Here is a 16,489-nt window from a genome sequence, read left to right as displayed (position 1 = left end):
TAGACTCCTACGGAAAACGGGCGTGCCGAGACCCCGGAAGCGGTTTTTGCTGAGGAGGCTCGGTCGAACGTCCGTGGAAAGCGGAGCAGTTCCCTTCACCCTCCAGCACCACACACTATATGACAGAGCATCGTAAATCTTAGTTTGTATGCGAATAGCAACGATCTTTGCGAAAACAGCCTTATTAAATGAACGAGGCAACTCCATGAGTAAGAATCATTTACATGGGAAATCTAATCATTAAATTTAGGTTTAGGGTGTTGAAATCAATGTTTAGACGAAGAAAAGTGGATAAGGACATAGAACAAGAATCCCCTCATAGCTTTGACATTGAGACTTTTCACAAAGAATTACTCTATTTAGTAAGCAATAGTGAAGATTTAGTCTTGAGGACCATCATAAATGGAGATCAATCAATCGCTGTGACATACTTTGACGACATGGTCAATGCCACCTCCATGCAAGATAGCATTATTCGGCCACTTGAAGAAGCCGATGGAGAAGTAAATTATCGAAAGATCAAAGATACAATCAATATCGCAAAACTCACAGTTACTAATTCCATCAATGATGTAGTCGATAATCTTGTCAACGGCACTGCCTATATTTTTAGAGAAGGAGATACGCACGGCATATTGGCGGATGTTTCGGATAAGGGTACACGTGCCTTGGAAAAAGCGGAAACGGAATCGCTTGTATTTGGCCCTAAAATTTCTTTCACAGAGTCAATAACGAAAAACTTGAATTTGATACGCTCCAACATTAATGATCCAAAACTATGTGTAGAAACATACACAATCGGGGCAAGAACAAAGAAAAAAGTTCAGATGGTGTACATAAAGGACATTGCAGAAGAAGAAAACGTCAATACCTTCAGACAACGCATCACAGAAATCGAAGTAGACAGCATTGTTGATTCAACGGTTCTCGCCCAGATGATAGAAGACAATTCCTTAACCTTTTTCCCACAATTCATTACAACTGAACTCCCTGATCGATGTACCATTTCCCTACTTCATGGGAAAATAGCGGTATTGGTGGACCGAAGCCCCACGGCAATTATCGGACCGTCAACCTTTATGAATTTCTTTGAATCCACTGAAGATATCTACATGAGATGGAATATGGGAACGTTTCTTAGAATGATACGGTTTGTCGCCATCTTTTTTTCAATCCTTCTCACTCCTGCTTATGTGGCCGTTCTAACATACCACTATGAAGTGATTCCTTCTGCACTCCTGGTGTCCCTTGGTCAGTCACGGTCCAATGTCCCTTTTCCTCCTGTATTCGAGGCTTTGCTACTCGAATTCATCATTGAATTGTTAAGAGAGGCAGGAGCGAGGCTGCCGACCAAGGTCGGCCAGACCATGGGGATCGTAGGAGGGATTGTTATCGGCCAGGCTTCCGTTCAAGCCGGATTTACGAGTAATATCCTGATTATCATCATCGCCATTTCCGCCCTCGGCTCCTTTACAGCACCAAGCTATGCAATCGGAACAGCAGTAAGGATCATACGCTTCCCGATTATCGTGATGGCAGGATTATATGGTGGTGTCGGTATCATGTTCTGCTTTTGCTTTTTGCTGATTCATTTATTAAAAATCACAACTTTGGGACGGCCTTATTTATCCCCAATTTATCCTTTTAGATTTTCCGACTTGAAGTATAGCCTGTTCCGCCTGCCATACCAGTATCTAGTTAAACGTCCCGTATCCAATCATCCGATGGACCAGATGCGCATTCCTCTGAAAAAAGCAAAACAGAAAAAAGACGTTGACGAGTAAAGGGTGTTATGTATGGAAATTAATGTTAATCCTAAAGAACGGCTCATGTTTAACGCATTTCTGATGATGTTTGTTTTACATACCGCCCAGACCGGAGTAGGAATCGCAGGTTTACCGAGAGTTATCTTTATGGAAGCTAATAAAGATGCATGGATTTCGGTCATTCTAGCCGGAATTCTCGTGAGCATCGTGTTGTTTCTGATGATTAAAATACTTGAAACCTATGAAAGCGCAGACTTATATGGAATTCACATGGACCTATACGGAAATTGGATCAGTAAGGTGTTTAATATCCTTTATATCGGATTTTATCTGAGCGTCACCTACGTAATCCTGATGAATTATATAGAAATGGTCCAAGCATGGATCTTTCCGAAGATGCCGACTTGGCTTTTGATGGGGTTGTTACTATTTTTATTGGTTTACGGTGTTATGGGAGGCATACGAGTGGTGGTTGGAATTGCATTTTTAGGGCTAATCCTTGCTTTCTGGCTTCTGTTCATGATTTATACTCCGATTAAATTCATGGATTACAATCATCTACAACCCGTTCTGACGTCTTCTCCCAAAGAACTTCTCATGGGAGTTTATAAATCAAGCTTCACCATCATCGGATTTGACTTGGTATTATTTCTCTACCCATACGTGAAGGAAAAAAAGAAGGTATTGAAATACGCCCTTATCGGGACTGGTTACTCTACTTTTCTCTTTACTCTTGTTACGGTTGTCTGTATTGGTTTCTTCTCTGAAGATGCATTACTAAAAACAATTTGGCCGGTTCTCTCCATGTTTAAGATTTTAAGAATCCCCAACCTTGAGCGGTTCGAATTTATTGCCGTCTCGTTTTGGATGATGGTCATCTTGCCTAACATCTGCCTATATTTTTGGGTAGCTTCGAGGGGTATGAAGAGAGTGTTTCGGTTTTCTCAGAAGAAAGCCATTTACCTTTTCGCTATCCTGCTCTGGGTTTTTTCTCTGTTTGTAAAGGACCGAATGACCATGAATACGATTACCGATAAGGTTGGTTCTGCAAGCTTTATCCTTACATTTGTGTATCCAAGTTTTTTATTTGTTTTGATAAAACTAAAATACTTAGGTAAAAAGAAAAAGGGAGTGGGCATATGACCAGGAAGACTATGCTTCTGTTCGCATGTGCTACCTTTTTATTAAGCGGTTGTGTAGAAACAAAATATCTAGAAAAACTAGGATTGATAACTGCAGTGGGGTATGATCAGGACGAAGATGAGAGTATAAACGGCACATTGGTGCTATACCAATTCAATCCTGCCATGGAGGATGTTGAAAAAGTATTGAAGAGCACATCGAAGACCAGTAAAGGCATTCGATTATCTCAAAATTTGGAAACAGATCATAAGTTGGTCTCCGGGCAGTTGCGGATAGCCATTTACGGTAGGGAGCTCGCAAGTAGAGGGATTGCTCACTTAGTGGATACGCTTGAACGAGACTCATCCATCGGTAATATGGTGTATTTATCCATTGCAGATACGTCAGCTGAAGAAATCTTAACCTATCAAATGGAAGAGACTCCTTCTAACAGGGGTACTTATTTATACAATTTAGTTAGACAGAATGTGGAAGCAGAGATGCTTGTCTCCCCCACCCTGCAAGAATTCATCACCGATTACGGTAGCGTCGGTAAAGACCCCATCCTCCCTCTTTTATCTGCAAAGGATGGTAAAGTGGGAATATCGGGCATGGCACTCTTTACAAGGGATAGATTTATTAAGGAGATTAAAAAGGATAAAATCTTTTTTATTCGCTCTCTTATCGAGGACTACGATTTAGGCAGCGTCGAAGTGGAATTGCCCATTGGACAATTTGAACCTTTTTTAACGGATCTTCATCTTGGCCAAGAAAATGATAAAGTCTATATCATGATTGACAGCATTAAATCATCCCACAAAGTGACAGCGAAAGAAACGGATAAACCTTCTTTCACCATCAATTTAAACATTCAATCACGCTTACTGGAAATGTCTGAGGAAATGAAATTATCGGAGCCGAAAGCATTGCATTTACTTGAAAGAGAGATTGGGTCATATATAGAGAAGAACATTAAAGACATGGTCCTGATGCTTCAGAAAGAGGGCACGGATCCGATTGGTTTTGGAATGGAGTACAGAAGCATCCGCGGACATCAGGATATTTCACGGGAAGAGTGGGATAAGCTATATAAAGAGGCTACATTTGAAGTGAAAGTGCATAATAATATCATCCGCACGGGTGTCATTGATTAACAACTGAAGTAGGCCTTTCCAACGGGTGGATAGGCCTATTTCTCATGCATATTCAATATGTTCGTTGATTTCAAAAATGATTGAATCATCCTTTATATCCATCGGCTGACCATTTTCAAATATGACCAGTCCGTAATAAACCTGCAGATCATCATCGCAGGCTTCGCAAAAATCAACCTCATCAGGATTCCAAAATGCTATGGAGTGAAATTTCTTTGTCTTTGACTTTGGTAGTTTTTCACTCAGTCGTTTCATTTCCTTGAGAAATGCAGCAACTGCTTCGTTCCTGTTATCAAACGTCGATTCTTCTACTATATCCAATTCCCAGCCTTCAAAAAACCACCATGGCTCTGCATCACTTTTGGTTGTAATCACTCTCCATGTATTATCCAATGCTTCACCCTCCTTGCTTCCTTGACCAAATTGTACAAAAAAAACAGTCGAAAGAAAAATATTTAAATTACCCCTCTAATAAATTATTGACAAGTTCACTGTGGTACAAGCATAGGTTTAATAGAAAAGGGCTTTAGTGAACCGAATATACAAGGGGGAAAACAAATGAGTTTCATAGTATTAAAAAAAGGGTCCATTATTGCGATTCTGGTAACGATATTGGTCATAACAGTCGGTACGATTTGGTCATTATCTTCTAAAAACTCCTATCCGACGGTGTCCTTATCGGAGAAAAATGGGGAAAAACAAGTCATTCAGTTAGTAACAGGCGAATTCAAGTCTCAAACGGCAGATGGTAAAGAACTCGAAGCATACCGCTGGGACCCAGGTACCATCGTAGTGGAAAAAGGAAAAGAGGTTGAACTCCGCATCTTTGGTGTCAACGGTACTGAACACCCTTTCTACATTGAAGGGACAGATGTTACAGGTACTGTAAGAAAAGGAAAGGAAACAGTCATCAATGTCACCTTTTCAAAAGAAGGAACGTACAGACTTATTTGCGAAACACATGAAACCATTCAGAATAATGGTCCTATGATCGCCTATATCGTTGTTGATTAAACCGTTCAACCCCAGAATAAAAGATCTCCCTGAGTGGTGTACTGCCATCTGGAGATCTTTTTTTTCGTAACTCAATTGATGAAACCTTTTGTTCACAGAATCGTATTAACAATTACCATAGATTCTATCCATGATTAGCAGTATACTTTATATGTGATAATAACAACTCGTCTACAACTAGAATAGTAAAAGGAGTCTTCTCCATTGACATTCATTATTGTACAAGACTTATTGGATTTTTACTTAAGTCCTTTGCACTTTAGTATCGTATTTTTATTTATATTGGCATTGATATGGGATCGGTGTCCGTCTCCCTTTCATCTCTACACGCAATATTATGACAAAAGACTTGAAGGTACCAATCTGATCGTCAAACAGGTTGCCCAACATGAAATCAAGCCTATAAGGGTTTGGTTTACGACCTGTATGAAATTTCAGTTCTATCATACTGATAATGATGAAGAATCCTCTACTGTATATCTCTAACGAATATGCACCTATACAGAGGAGGAAACTACATTGAAAAAAATTTCATTCATTTTCATTTTACTATCGTTTACACTTACAGGATGCCAAAGCGCAACTACTGATGGGGCTTTCTTTCATGATTATCTGGTGAATCCATTTTCATTTCTCATTCATGAAATCGGTACTTTCTTAGGTGGTAATTTTGGAGTGGCCATCATTGTGATTACACTTCTTATTCGTCTGATCCTTTTACCTTTTATGCTTAAAACATACAAAAACCAACAAGATATGAAAGGAAAAATGGCATTAATCAAGCCCGAGATGACCGCTATTCAAAAAAAGATCAAAGAAACGAAAGACAAAGATGAGCAGAAAAAGCTTCAGCAGGAATTGATGATGCTTTACCAAAAAAATGGAGTAAACCCTCTCAACATGGGATGTCTGCCGTTGTTAATCCAGACACCGATCTTGATTGGTTTATATTACGCGATCCGATCTTCTTCAGAAATTGCCAGTCACTCCTTCTTATGGTTCAATCTGGGGCAGCCGGACCATGTGATGGCCATCATTGCTGGATTGGTTTACTTGGCTCAATCGCGTGTCTCGTTAATGAACATCCCTGCAGAACAGCAGGCTCAGATGAAAATCATGGGACTGCTTTCACCAGTCATGATCTTTATCTTTTCACTGAACGCGCCAGCAGCCCTCCCTCTCTACTGGACTGTCGGCGGTGCATTCCTCATTCTTCAGACAGTGATGGGAAAAATGCTTTATCAACCCCATCCAACGATTGAAAAACAGGAAAGTCAATAAAAAAGGGAGCCCCCGGGCTCCCTTTTTTATGATGAATGATAGGAATTCTTTCGAAATAATGACACTCCTGCTATGACGAGAAGGGCCATGTATATGATCAAAGGATAGAAAAGGAGCTGTTGACTCATTTGCTTACCAAAGAAGTGCCCCTTATCTTCACTTGAAGCGACTGCTTCTGAATGGACAATGTGGGTTTCCTTGACACGTGTTAACATGGTAGTTTGTATTTTTTGAGAGTCCTCGTTGTACAGGGTCAATTCACCATCAGGTTCAAGTTTCTGTGTCACACCACTGCTCACAGACTGGGTAAATGGAATGTCCCTGTCCAATGTGTAGGAAGTACCGTTCAATTGAAAGACGGTTTCCTTTGGAATAGTATTCCTTTCAAACTGGGTAAGCCCATAATCCAGCAGTTTCTTTGTATCAGAGTAGATGGCTCTTTTTGACTGAGCTTTTAACGCAACGACTACAATCGATAACTTCTCATTTTCAGCGGATGTCACAAGAGTGTGCCTGGATTCATTAATAAAACCATTTTTACCGCCGGTCACTTCTGGATATGGAATCTCACCTTTTACCATCTTGTGGTGATTGTAAAGCGTCGTATTCCACCCTTCTGACTTCCAATCAACGGAATCGATATCAAATAACACTCGAAATTGTTCATTCTTCAATGCATAGGTCGTAATCTTTGCCATATCATTAGCAGTTGTATAGTGATTTTCCCCATAAAGTCCATGAGGATTTTCGAAGTGGGTATCTTTTACCCCCACTTCCTTTTCAAGGAACCTATTCAATTGGTCAACAAAGTGTTTGACTGAACCTTCTGTATGCTCAGCGATGGCAACCGCCGCATCATTACCGGAGTTCACCATCAGACCTTGAAGAAGTTGTTCCAGGGATAGCGTCTCACCGGCTGTTAAATATACAGTGGAACCCTCAATATCACTGGCTTTTTTACTTATTTTCACCTGGTCATTAAGATTGGCATGCTCGATCGCGTAAATCGCCGTGGCAATTTTCGTGATGCTCGCAGGGTTCATCCGCTTATCACCATTTTTAGAATACAGGACACTTCCGGTTTTTGAATCTATCACAATAGCCGAATCGCTATATAAATTTCTGGGCTTGTTCACATTATTTTGTTGAGCTGATACACTTGGAGTCATAAAGAAAAATAAGATCAGCACAATCAATCGTTTTTTCATATATCCACACACCTGTCTTGTCAATGTACTCACTTGACCATTCTACCAAAAAAGGATTTCAGATAATCATTCAACTGAAAATTGTTAAGAAATTGAAAGAATGATGTCAATTCCTTGCACAAATGCCCGATTTTTCTTTTATTATCTCTTCATGATTTCCATTTTTCCGCTTTTTACAATAAAATGATAGTATAGATATTTTGAAACCTTTATCACCGTCAATCGTATGTATGGTAAGCATCTTTATTAAGGGGTAGATGAAATGAACACATTTCTTCAGTTTTTATTAAGAACGGTCCTCTCTTTCAGTATAGGAATCAGCAGCTTTATCGCTTTTCTGCTCCTGTTTGATCTGGGATTTGCTCTTACTCTCTTATCAGGCATCGGAACAGGGGCATTCATATTCATCGTTGTAAAGGCCCTACAGAAAAAGTGGTGGTTGAACAAAAACGGCCTTTCCTCAAAGGAATTTCGATATATTAACAGAAACTTAAAGGAAGCAAAAGAAAAGGTTAAAAGACTACAAAAACAGCAACTAAAGGTTCGATCCCTCGGCGCCTTTAAGCAAATACTGGAAATTAACAGGATAAGCAGGCGAATATACCAGCTTGTAAAAAAAGAACCTAAAAGGTTCTTTTCAGCTGAGTCTTTTTTCTTCTACCATTTGGATTCTGTGGTGGAAATTACTGAAAAGTATACATTCCTTTCTTCTCAACCCGGCAAAAATAAAGAAACGTTTCTTTCACTCCAACAAACCCGCACCACCCTGGATGACTTGACGGGTTCTTTGGAAAAGGACCTTCAAAAGGTGTTGGCAGAAGATATGGATCACCTGCAATTTGAATTGAATTTCGCTAATCAGCACTTATCACATACTAAAGATCACAAATAATGTTCGGAGGTTTTATGATGGAGCAACGAAACGAACAATCAGAACTGGATTTATTGCTTTCAAACCCTTTCGGCGAGGAATTGCCTGCTACTAATGAACAAACCAAATCGCCGCTATTGCTAAACCGTTTGCCAAAAGAGCAGCAGGAAAAGGCGAAACAACTGGCTGCTCAGATTGACTATAAAGATTATGAAGCCATATTGAAATACGGAACAGCGGCCCAGTCACAGCTCTCTACCTTTTCTCATTCTATGCTGGATCATGTCCAAAAACGTGATATCGGACCGATAGGAGACGTACTAAGTGACTTAATGAAAAAACTCGAGCAGATGAATCCTGATGAGCTGAATGCCAAGCAAAAGGGCGTTTTCAAAAAACTATTCCGCAAAGTGTCCTCATCCCTTCAGGAAGTTCTGTCTAAATACCAGAAGATTGGCTCCCAGATTGACCGTATATCCGTGAGACTGGAGCACTCAAAAAAGACCCTGCTTGATGATAACCGATTATTGGAAACGTTATATGAAAAAAACAAGGACTATTTCCAGGCTCTCAATATGTACATTGCAGCTGCTGAAATCAAAAGGGAAGAAATCAGTCAAACCCTTCTCCCTTCTCTAAGGAGGAAAGCTGAAGAGACCGATGATGAGCTGATCTATCAGGAAGTCAATGATACGATGCAGTTCCTAGATCGCTTGGATAAGCGCATCCATGATTTGAAGTTAAGCAGGCAGATGACGATCCAGTCAGCGCCTCAGATCAGATTGATTCAAAATACAAATCAAGCATTGGCCGAAAAAATTCAAGCTTCTGTCCTGACAGCGATCCCTCTCTGGAAGAATCAGATTGCCATTGCCCTTACACTGCTGAACCAACAGAAGGCAGTTGCCGCTCAAAAGCAGGTTTCCCGCACGACCAATGAGCTGCTATTGAAGAATTCTGAGATGCTAAAAACGAACAGTATCGAAACCGCCAAAGAAAACGAACGTGGAATCATCGATATCGACACCCTGAAAAAAACCCAGGAAAACCTCATCACGACCATTGAAGAAACATTGGCCATACAGGCAGAAGGCAGACAAAAGCGACAGCAGGCCGAACAGGAAATGGTCACAATGGAGAATGACCTGAAGGAAAAACTTATCGAGATTAGAAAATAAAATTTATAATTTCTCCGGCCATTCCCGCTCTTTGCGTGGGAATGGCCGTTTTTTTTTTTGCTTACAGCATCTGGCTTTCTTCTGCAGTGTTTTAAATGTAAAACAGATGTCTTGCATATCCCAAATGGTTATATTATGCTCTTCACATGCAAATAATTGATACCTCAATAAATTGCACGCAATTATTTTAAAAACCAGAAATATATACCTGTTTATATGGATTTAAAATCAAGTAAAGCATGATTATCCACGCAATTCTTTAAAAGAGGAGTTTTATTCAATGGAAAATTATCAGTTACTATTAGATAAACAACATTCTTTCTTTCATAAAGGACATACAAAGGAAATTGATTACCGAATTGAAACATTAATAAAATTAAAGGAACTTATAATGTCAAGTGAACAGGATATTATCAAAGCGGTATACGAAGATTTAAACAAACCAGAAATTGAAGCCAAACGGGCAGAAATTGGCCTTGTACTGGGTGAGATCGACTTTACCATAGAAAATCTTGCTGGATGGGCGGCACCGAAGGAAGTTAATACACCTTCTACACACGAAGGTGCAAAGAGCTTCATTTATTCCGAGCCACTTGGTTCGGTATTGGTGATTGCCCCATGGAATTATCCATTCCAACTTGCTGTTGCCCCCCTTGTCGGAGCCATTGCAGCGGGTAATACAGCGGTATTGAAACCATCTGAATTGACACCACATACCTCCCGACTGCTCGCGAACATAATCAATGAACATTTCCCGGAAGAGTACCTCCACGTGGTTGAAGGTGAAGTGGAAACCAGTACCGCATTGCTCAGGGAGAATTTCGATTATATCTTCTTCACTGGCAGCACGGGTGTCGGGAAGATCGTTGCTGAAGCTGCAGCCAAGAATCTGACACCGGTTACGCTTGAACTTGGAGGCAAAAGCCCAACAATTGTCCACTCTGATGCGAACCTGGATGAAGCGGCCAAACGCATCGCAAGGGGTAAATTCGCAAATGCCGGACAAACATGTGTCGCTCCTGATTATGTACTTGTTCATCGCGATGTGAAGGAAGAACTTTTGACAAAAATGAAAGAAGCCATCAAAGCGAGCTACGGAGAGGACATTATTCAAAACCCTAACTATGGGCACATAGTAAGTGAAAGACACTTTGACCGCTTAATTGACTTCTTAGATAATGGCGAGCTTGTGACAGGTGGTGAATCTGACCGTAGCAACCTCGTAATCGAGCCAACGATTCTAGATGAAATTTCTTGGGATGACCCTATCATGCAGGATGAAATCTTTGGACCCATCCTTCCTGTCATAGAGTATGATGAAACATCCAAAGCAATTGAAGCGATTGTGAAGCGACCCAAACCATTGGCACTGTATCTCTTCTCTGAAGATCAACGCTTGCAGGATGAAGTATTGACGAAGGTATCGTTCGGAGGCGGCGCTATCAATGATACAATCAATCACATGACCTCACACTACCTTCCATTCGGAGGTGTTGGTGATAGCGGCATGGGGGCTTATCATGGGAAAGCCAGCTTCGTTACGTTCTCACATTTCAAGAGTATATTGAAACGTTCGAATGATTAACTTGTAAATCATTCGACAAAGCTGATCTTTAATTTTTCATACAGATGAAATAGCCCAAAACACGTAGCCTGTTTTTCAGGCTACGTGTTTTGGATCTATGAACAAGTCATACTTTCACTATTTCTCCTCATTATGGACGATACTGTCTGTAATGCTGTCATATTCCTTCTCCGCAATGGTACTGCTGATGATTTCTTCTTTCTCGAGCTTGGCAATTGCCTCGTATTCTGCATACAGAGCATGTTTTTTCAGAGTGGAGAGCTGGTCTTGTTTAAGGACAGGGTTACGCTCAAATAAGTCATCCATTTGTGCTTTGAGCATATCGATTCTTTTCTGATACGTGTCAATGAGTTCAGTCGAGATCGGATCTGTGATATACAGTTTCTGTTTCACGCGATGAATCTCTGTAATCGCTGTTTCATACCTGTGCAACTGGCTGAGTAATTTTTCAAATTCCTCATGACCTTCCTCTTTGGGCTTAATACCCAATACATTGATCAATGGCTTGATGGTCATTCCCTGTACTACCAGACTGAATAATACAACACTGAAGCCGAGGATCAACACGTCTTCACGGCCGGGAAAATCCCGGGGTAAGCTTAGGACCAATGCAATCGAGAGTGAACCCTTTAATCCACCCCAATTCAGGATGTGTTTCCACATATGCGGAAAGTTCCCGATAAGGGATAAGCTTGTATAGACGGCTATGCTTCGTGCAACCAATACGACAAGTATGGCTGCGAATATGTACGGCCACTTCTCAAGGAGGTCGATCCTTGTGATCTCGAGGCCGACCATCAAGAAAACCAAAGAATTGGCTAGTAAGGCTGCAACATCCCAAAAACTATTAATATTCAACTTGGTAGTCGGACTCATCCCTATTTTCCCGCCGAAATTCCCAAAGATCAATGCTGATATGACCACTGCAATGACCCCGGAAGCATGAACACTTTCTGCCAATAGAAAGGATCCATAAAAGAGGATGACACTGAAAATGATCTCAAGGGGATAATCGTCGTAATACTTTGTCAATATCGAGAAGGCATAACCTAATGAACCGCCGATGATGACACCTAATGACACCACCCTGATAAATTCCCAAATACCACTCCCAAGTCCTGCCCAACCCGCATCGATATAGGAAACAAGATAAAAGGCAGAGATATTGAATAATACAACGGCCAAACCGTCATTGAATAAGCTCTCTCCTTCAATGACAACCGCTAAACGTTTCTTCACACCGACACTCTTGAATATGCTCAACACACTGACAGGGTCTGTTGCACTCATCAACGCTCCGAAAACAAAGGCGGCTGGGATGGGGAAATCAAAGAAATAGTAAGCTGAAAAACCAATGATCAGAAATGAGATCAACGTGCCTCCAAAAGCAAGGGCGATGATCGGCTCTTTATTAGCCCTGAGATGGGAATAAGGGAGTTTCAGAGCGGCTTCTCCTAAAAGTGCCGGTAAAAATAGTGTAATGATGACAAAATTAAACACTTCACCTTCCGTAATGAAATCTTTAAGTGGTTCCAATACAGGTATATTAAATAATCCAATCAGGGCTCCTACGATGACGAGAGCAATCGGATAAGGCTGCTTGAATTTCTTGGCAATCGCAGTGATTCCGGCTGCTAACATCACTAACATAAGACCCAGTTCAAAAATATGGTGCATATCCAATTCATGCATACTCGTCGCTTCCTCCTTTGTTTCATATCCTTTTCCCTATTATTTCATTATTCTAACTTCCCCTAGTCTCCTAATAGACACACCCGTCCATCCCACTTTATTAAGATAACCAAAAAAGAATGACCTTATTTTTACCCTAAGGCCATTCTTCTTTAGTATACAGATTTTTCCTCAGTGAATAAAATCCTAAACACTTTAGTAACCCTTTCGAAACCAAGAGGAGAGATGTCGTTTCATTATGGGTGACTTCTGTTCCCACCCCTCTCGATTCAATTGTCGGTTCCTACGGTGATATTCTTGTATGGTTACATGGTATTCATCCGTATTGAGCATGATCCCCATCCCCTTTTCACTTATTACATTCAGTTTATTAGAATAACTGATCATTTGAATGAGAAGCAGGATTGATTTCATTTCATACTGAAGACCGAAATCCGTTCATCCTCAAACCATCGGACCACTTCAACAACATGAATCAAAAAAAGACGACTGCGCTTCGCAGTCGTCTTTGAATCTATATACTTTTGTAAAGCAATTTTCGAAGCAAAGGGAATAATACTTCGGGTAGTTCCTCCACATCGGACACGAGGATGCTGTAATTACCATAAATATTTTGAATGGTTCTTCTTTGGGCTTCATCAATCTCACCGTTAGCTAAGAAGACATTGATGACCTCTATCCCCTGTTTCCTTGCATCCAATACTGCCTCATGCGTATCGACAATCCCATTCTGTTCGTACTCCATAGCTGCAGGCTCACCATCAGAGAAAACCAGCAGGAATTTCTGCTTTTCATTCCGAAGCAGGATTCTTTCAGTCATTAAACGGATGGCCAATCCGTCACGATTATCCTCCTCCGGCTGAAGCTGCATGATCTCTGAACCACTGCCTGGCTTTAAGGAAGAATAAAAATCCAACACAGGGTTCAAATAATTGGGCTGACTGGTTTTAGTTGCACGATTGGTATCTTCCCAAAAACCGACCACTTCATGTGGGACGCGAACAGATTTTAAAGATTCATGAAACAAGGTAATTCCGAGCTTGGTTTGATCCATTTTATCGAACATGGACCCTGAACAATCAACGAGCAGAGAAAACACTGCATCTATTTCGGAAGAAGGATTTTGCTTTTTATAAAAAAGTCTTGGGCTATCATCTGTGAAGAACCTCAATAGCTTCTTGTTCAGTCTTCCAAAATGTAAATCGCTGCGGGGCTGAATCCGCTTATGTTCCAGTGTCTTCTCGATCATTTTTTGTAATTTTCTTTGATAAGGGGCAATCAGCCCTTTATTGTACTGATATGTTTGTCTTTCTTCTGGAGAAGGCACAGTGGGAGTGATGAAGTGTGGGACAGCAAAGCGATTTTCTCTGCCGTAGTCACCATTACCACCCAGAGCCTCCTCCTTCTCCTGCTCTTGTGCCTTCACATTATGATACTGCTCTCTCTCCGTCTCCTGGGCAGATCCCTGCACCATGGCTAATGCCTGGTCGCCATCATCCCCTTCACGGACCCCTTCCCCCATGAGGTCCGATTGTGATCCTTGATCTAAATCGAATTGCAGGAATGATTCCCCCTTATCACTGGTTTCCCTGTGCCACGTACGGAATTCTTCGTCCATCACTTCTTCTTCCCCTGTGCTGTCTTCCTCCAGCACATCCTGATTCTGAAGGGGGTCCTTCCTTTTCATGTCCTCAAAAGTCTCATTCAACGGACCTTCTGCATCATAGACGTCTTCTGGTAAATGGAAGTACTCGTTCAACATATCCTTTCGAACGATTTCATCCACTACCTCTACAATTTCAAGGGCTATCCTCACAACATCCCTGGTTGAAACTGTCTCAAAGAATCGGGTGATTTGACCGTGAATAAACGGCATGGCAAGATCAATTTCTTCGTTTATCTCCACAGGTTGTTCCAAAGGAGTTTGAGCATGTAGAAGAAGGAAGATGGAATTGAACAAAGCATCTGTAAATACACTCTTCGTCAAATTCACTTTAAGTTGGGCTTCGAAATGCTGACGATATAATTTTCGTCTCGTCTCAAAGGGTTTTTTCGTCCCTGGGCGTTTGGATTTACAAATTTCTTCCAATCTTATTTCTTCTCCGATGACAAACAATTGCTTGGCGAAACGTGGAACGGAAGTGGATTTTATTTTCTTGATGTATTTCCTTACATCTTCATTTTCGGTCTCGTATAGATTACCGATCGTTCTTAAGTAGATATCACTTTTCAACCCATGTACTTCTTCATCTCTCTTACGATGATCCCAGAAATGACTGACATAGACCGTTTCCTCTTTAAGATCCAAATAGGAAAATGGACCGTACTTTAAGTTCATATCCGCATTTTTTGATAGTGTTTTCGTGAGATCAGCCATTTCCATCACTAAAAAAGAATCGATGTTTTCATCGTTGAATTGTATGAATCGATGCATTATGAATCCCTCATTCAAAAATTGTTTCCGCTATATTGAGGATCGCCGCTTTTTCACGTTCATCTTCAAGCTTATCAACAATTCCCCTCTGTATCGCACGCTTGGCAGGAAGGTACAGGGCCAAATCACATGCGTCCAGAAGAGCGCGTATGGAGGCCGATTCTTCTGAAATCTGGCCGTTTTTCACTTGAATCAATAGATCGGATGACAAACTTACGAATTGGCTGATGAGCTTAGTGTCCGTCAGTTTGCTCTGATTTTCAATGACGCTCTTTAACGTCTCCCCTTCAATATAAGGTACATCAATAACGACAAAACGGTTTTTGAGTGCCTCATTTAAAGGAACCGTGCCGACATATCCTTCGTTTATGGCCGCTACGACACCGAATGACGGTGCAGCTTTGATCACTTCTCCTGTAAATGGATTTGTTATACTTCTTCTATAGTCCAGTACGCCATTTAGAATCGGCAATGTTTCGGGTTTGGCCATATTGATTTCATCGATATAGAGCAAATGACCATTTTTCATGGCTGAAATCACTGGGCCTTCAATAAACTCTATGGTGCTCTTCCCGTCTTTTTCACTTATTGTTTTATAACCGAGTAATGCTTCAGCATCTAAATCGACCGAACAGTTTATGCTGTGCATCGGTTGAGAGAATATAGATGATAATGTATCTGAGAGCTTCGTTTTACCTGATCCCGTGGGTCCTTTAAGGAGAAGGTTTTTTCCAAGGGAAAGCGCGATGATGCTGTCTTCGATGATATACTGTTCACTCGCCGTATAACCACCTTCACCGATTAAAGAGGGGTGGTCTGTAGATGCGAATGCTTGTTTTCTTTGATTGATCGTATGAGTGACCGTTTCCGGTAAGCTTATATCTTGATTCATCATTTGACATCCTTTCGATTTCACATACTAGTCATTCTACATGGTATAGCGCTTCCACTGCAAAGGGTCTGCCCAAATTTGTCCTATCTTGAGTGAATCTACATTGTTTATTTAATAAAAAAAGGCTGTTTTCGTAAACATTGTTGCTTTGGGATGTAGCGAGTGCTGGTTGATTTCCGCTCCAGGTGCTCGCTTTCCGCGGGGCTGGCGGTGAGCCTCCTCGGCTACGCCTGCGGGGTCTCACCTGTCCAGCGTTTCCCGCAGGAGTCGAGCACCTTCCGCTCCAATCAAC

At 41.2% G+C, this 16,489-nt stretch carries 14 protein-coding genes; 9 read left to right on the top strand and 5 right to left on the bottom strand.

All coding sequences use genetic code 11. From position 1 onward, the window contains the following. The first annotated feature begins 269 nt into the window (after window positions 1-269). From SLH55_RS22870 to SLH55_RS22860, 3 genes are read left to right on the top strand one after another with little or no spacing between them, the layout of a single operon-like run. Window positions 270-1,784 (top strand): spore germination protein, encoded by a 1,515-nt coding sequence (locus tag SLH55_RS22870; RefSeq protein ID WP_320324540.1) that lies wholly within the window; start codon window positions 270-272, stop codon window positions 1,782-1,784. A gap of 12 nt (window positions 1,785-1,796) precedes the next feature. Then, window positions 1,797-2,909 carry a GerAB/ArcD/ProY family transporter gene (locus SLH55_RS22865; protein ID WP_219169794.1) on the top strand — a complete coding sequence of 371 codons (1,113 nt, stop codon included), beginning with the start codon at window positions 1,797-1,799 and terminating at the stop codon, window positions 2,907-2,909. Beyond that, on the top strand, window positions 2,906-4,042 hold the full coding sequence (locus tag SLH55_RS22860) for a Ger(x)C family spore germination protein (RefSeq protein ID WP_219169793.1): 1,137 nt from the start codon (window positions 2,906-2,908) through the stop codon (window positions 4,040-4,042). Before SLH55_RS22865 ends, SLH55_RS22860 begins: the two co-directional genes overlap by 4 nt. Before the next feature lie 42 nt (window positions 4,043-4,084). Here the strand turns inward: SLH55_RS22860 and SLH55_RS22855 are convergent, their stop codons facing one another. Continuing rightward, on the bottom strand, window positions 4,085-4,435 hold the full coding sequence (locus SLH55_RS22855) for a DUF1033 family protein (RefSeq protein WP_219169791.1): 351 nt from the start codon (window positions 4,433-4,435) through the stop codon (window positions 4,085-4,087). 165 nt (window positions 4,436-4,600) lie between these two features. On the opposite strand from SLH55_RS22855, the gene SLH55_RS22850 reads away from it, so the two are divergent. From SLH55_RS22850 to yidC, 3 genes are all read left to right on the top strand, one after another. Continuing rightward, complete coding sequence (locus SLH55_RS22850; RefSeq protein WP_320324539.1) at window positions 4,601-5,056, top strand: cupredoxin domain-containing protein; 456 nt, start codon at window positions 4,601-4,603, stop codon at window positions 5,054-5,056. A gap of 204 nt (window positions 5,057-5,260) precedes the next feature. Next, window positions 5,261-5,542, top strand: a complete 282-nt coding sequence (locus SLH55_RS22845; protein ID WP_320324538.1) for a hypothetical protein — start codon at window positions 5,261-5,263, stop codon at window positions 5,540-5,542. A 33-nt stretch (window positions 5,543-5,575) separates the two neighbouring features. Further along, window positions 5,576-6,337, top strand: coding sequence for a membrane protein insertase YidC (gene yidC, locus SLH55_RS22840; RefSeq protein WP_219169787.1), 762 nt, complete (start codon window positions 5,576-5,578; stop codon window positions 6,335-6,337). Between the two features lie 26 nt (window positions 6,338-6,363). Here the strand turns inward: yidC and SLH55_RS22835 are convergent, their stop codons facing one another. Continuing rightward, complete coding sequence (locus tag SLH55_RS22835; RefSeq protein ID WP_219169786.1) at window positions 6,364-7,545, bottom strand: D-alanyl-D-alanine carboxypeptidase family protein; 1,182 nt, start codon at window positions 7,543-7,545, stop codon at window positions 6,364-6,366. A 262-nt stretch (window positions 7,546-7,807) separates the two neighbouring features. Here SLH55_RS22835 and SLH55_RS22830 point away from each other — a divergent pair, with 262 nt between their 5' ends. The 3 genes from SLH55_RS22830 (at window position 7,808) to SLH55_RS22820 (ending at window position 11,179) form a co-directional block, all read left to right on the top strand. After that, entirely contained in the window at window positions 7,808-8,437 is a 630-nt protein-coding gene (locus SLH55_RS22830; protein ID WP_219169785.1) for a 5-bromo-4-chloroindolyl phosphate hydrolysis family protein, read from the top strand. A gap of 14 nt (window positions 8,438-8,451) precedes the next feature. Beyond that, on the top strand, window positions 8,452-9,594 hold the full coding sequence (locus SLH55_RS22825; RefSeq protein WP_320324537.1) for a toxic anion resistance protein: 1,143 nt from the start codon (window positions 8,452-8,454) through the stop codon (window positions 9,592-9,594). A 280-nt stretch (window positions 9,595-9,874) separates the two neighbouring features. Beyond that, window positions 9,875-11,179 carry an aldehyde dehydrogenase gene (locus SLH55_RS22820; RefSeq protein WP_219169781.1) on the top strand — a complete coding sequence of 435 codons (1,305 nt, stop codon included), beginning with the start codon at window positions 9,875-9,877 and terminating at the stop codon, window positions 11,177-11,179. Between the two features lie 117 nt (window positions 11,180-11,296). Here SLH55_RS22820 and SLH55_RS22815 read toward each other — a convergent pair whose 3' ends face one another. The 3 genes from SLH55_RS22815 to SLH55_RS22805 all read right to left on the bottom strand — a co-directional run bounded on the left by SLH55_RS22815 (window position 11,297) and on the right by SLH55_RS22805 (window position 16,197). Then, window positions 11,297-12,871, bottom strand: coding sequence for a cation:proton antiporter (locus SLH55_RS22815; RefSeq protein ID WP_320324536.1), 1,575 nt, complete (start codon window positions 12,869-12,871; stop codon window positions 11,297-11,299). Window positions 12,872-13,385: 514 nt separating this feature from the next. Then, window positions 13,386-15,305, bottom strand: a complete 1,920-nt coding sequence (locus SLH55_RS22810) for a cobaltochelatase CobT-related protein (protein WP_320324535.1) — start codon at window positions 15,303-15,305, stop codon at window positions 13,386-13,388. A gap of 10 nt (window positions 15,306-15,315) precedes the next feature. Beyond that, window positions 15,316-16,197, bottom strand: coding sequence for an ATP-binding protein (locus SLH55_RS22805; protein ID WP_219169775.1), 882 nt, complete (start codon window positions 16,195-16,197; stop codon window positions 15,316-15,318). Between the last annotated feature and the right edge of the window lie 292 nt (window positions 16,198-16,489).

Source organism: Rossellomorea sp. YZS02, from assembly GCF_033963925.1.
GTDB lineage: Bacteria > Bacillota > Bacilli > Bacillales > Bacillaceae_B > Rossellomorea.
Note: the sequence above shows the minus strand (reverse complement) of the source record. Positions and strands in the feature narration are given on the sequence as shown.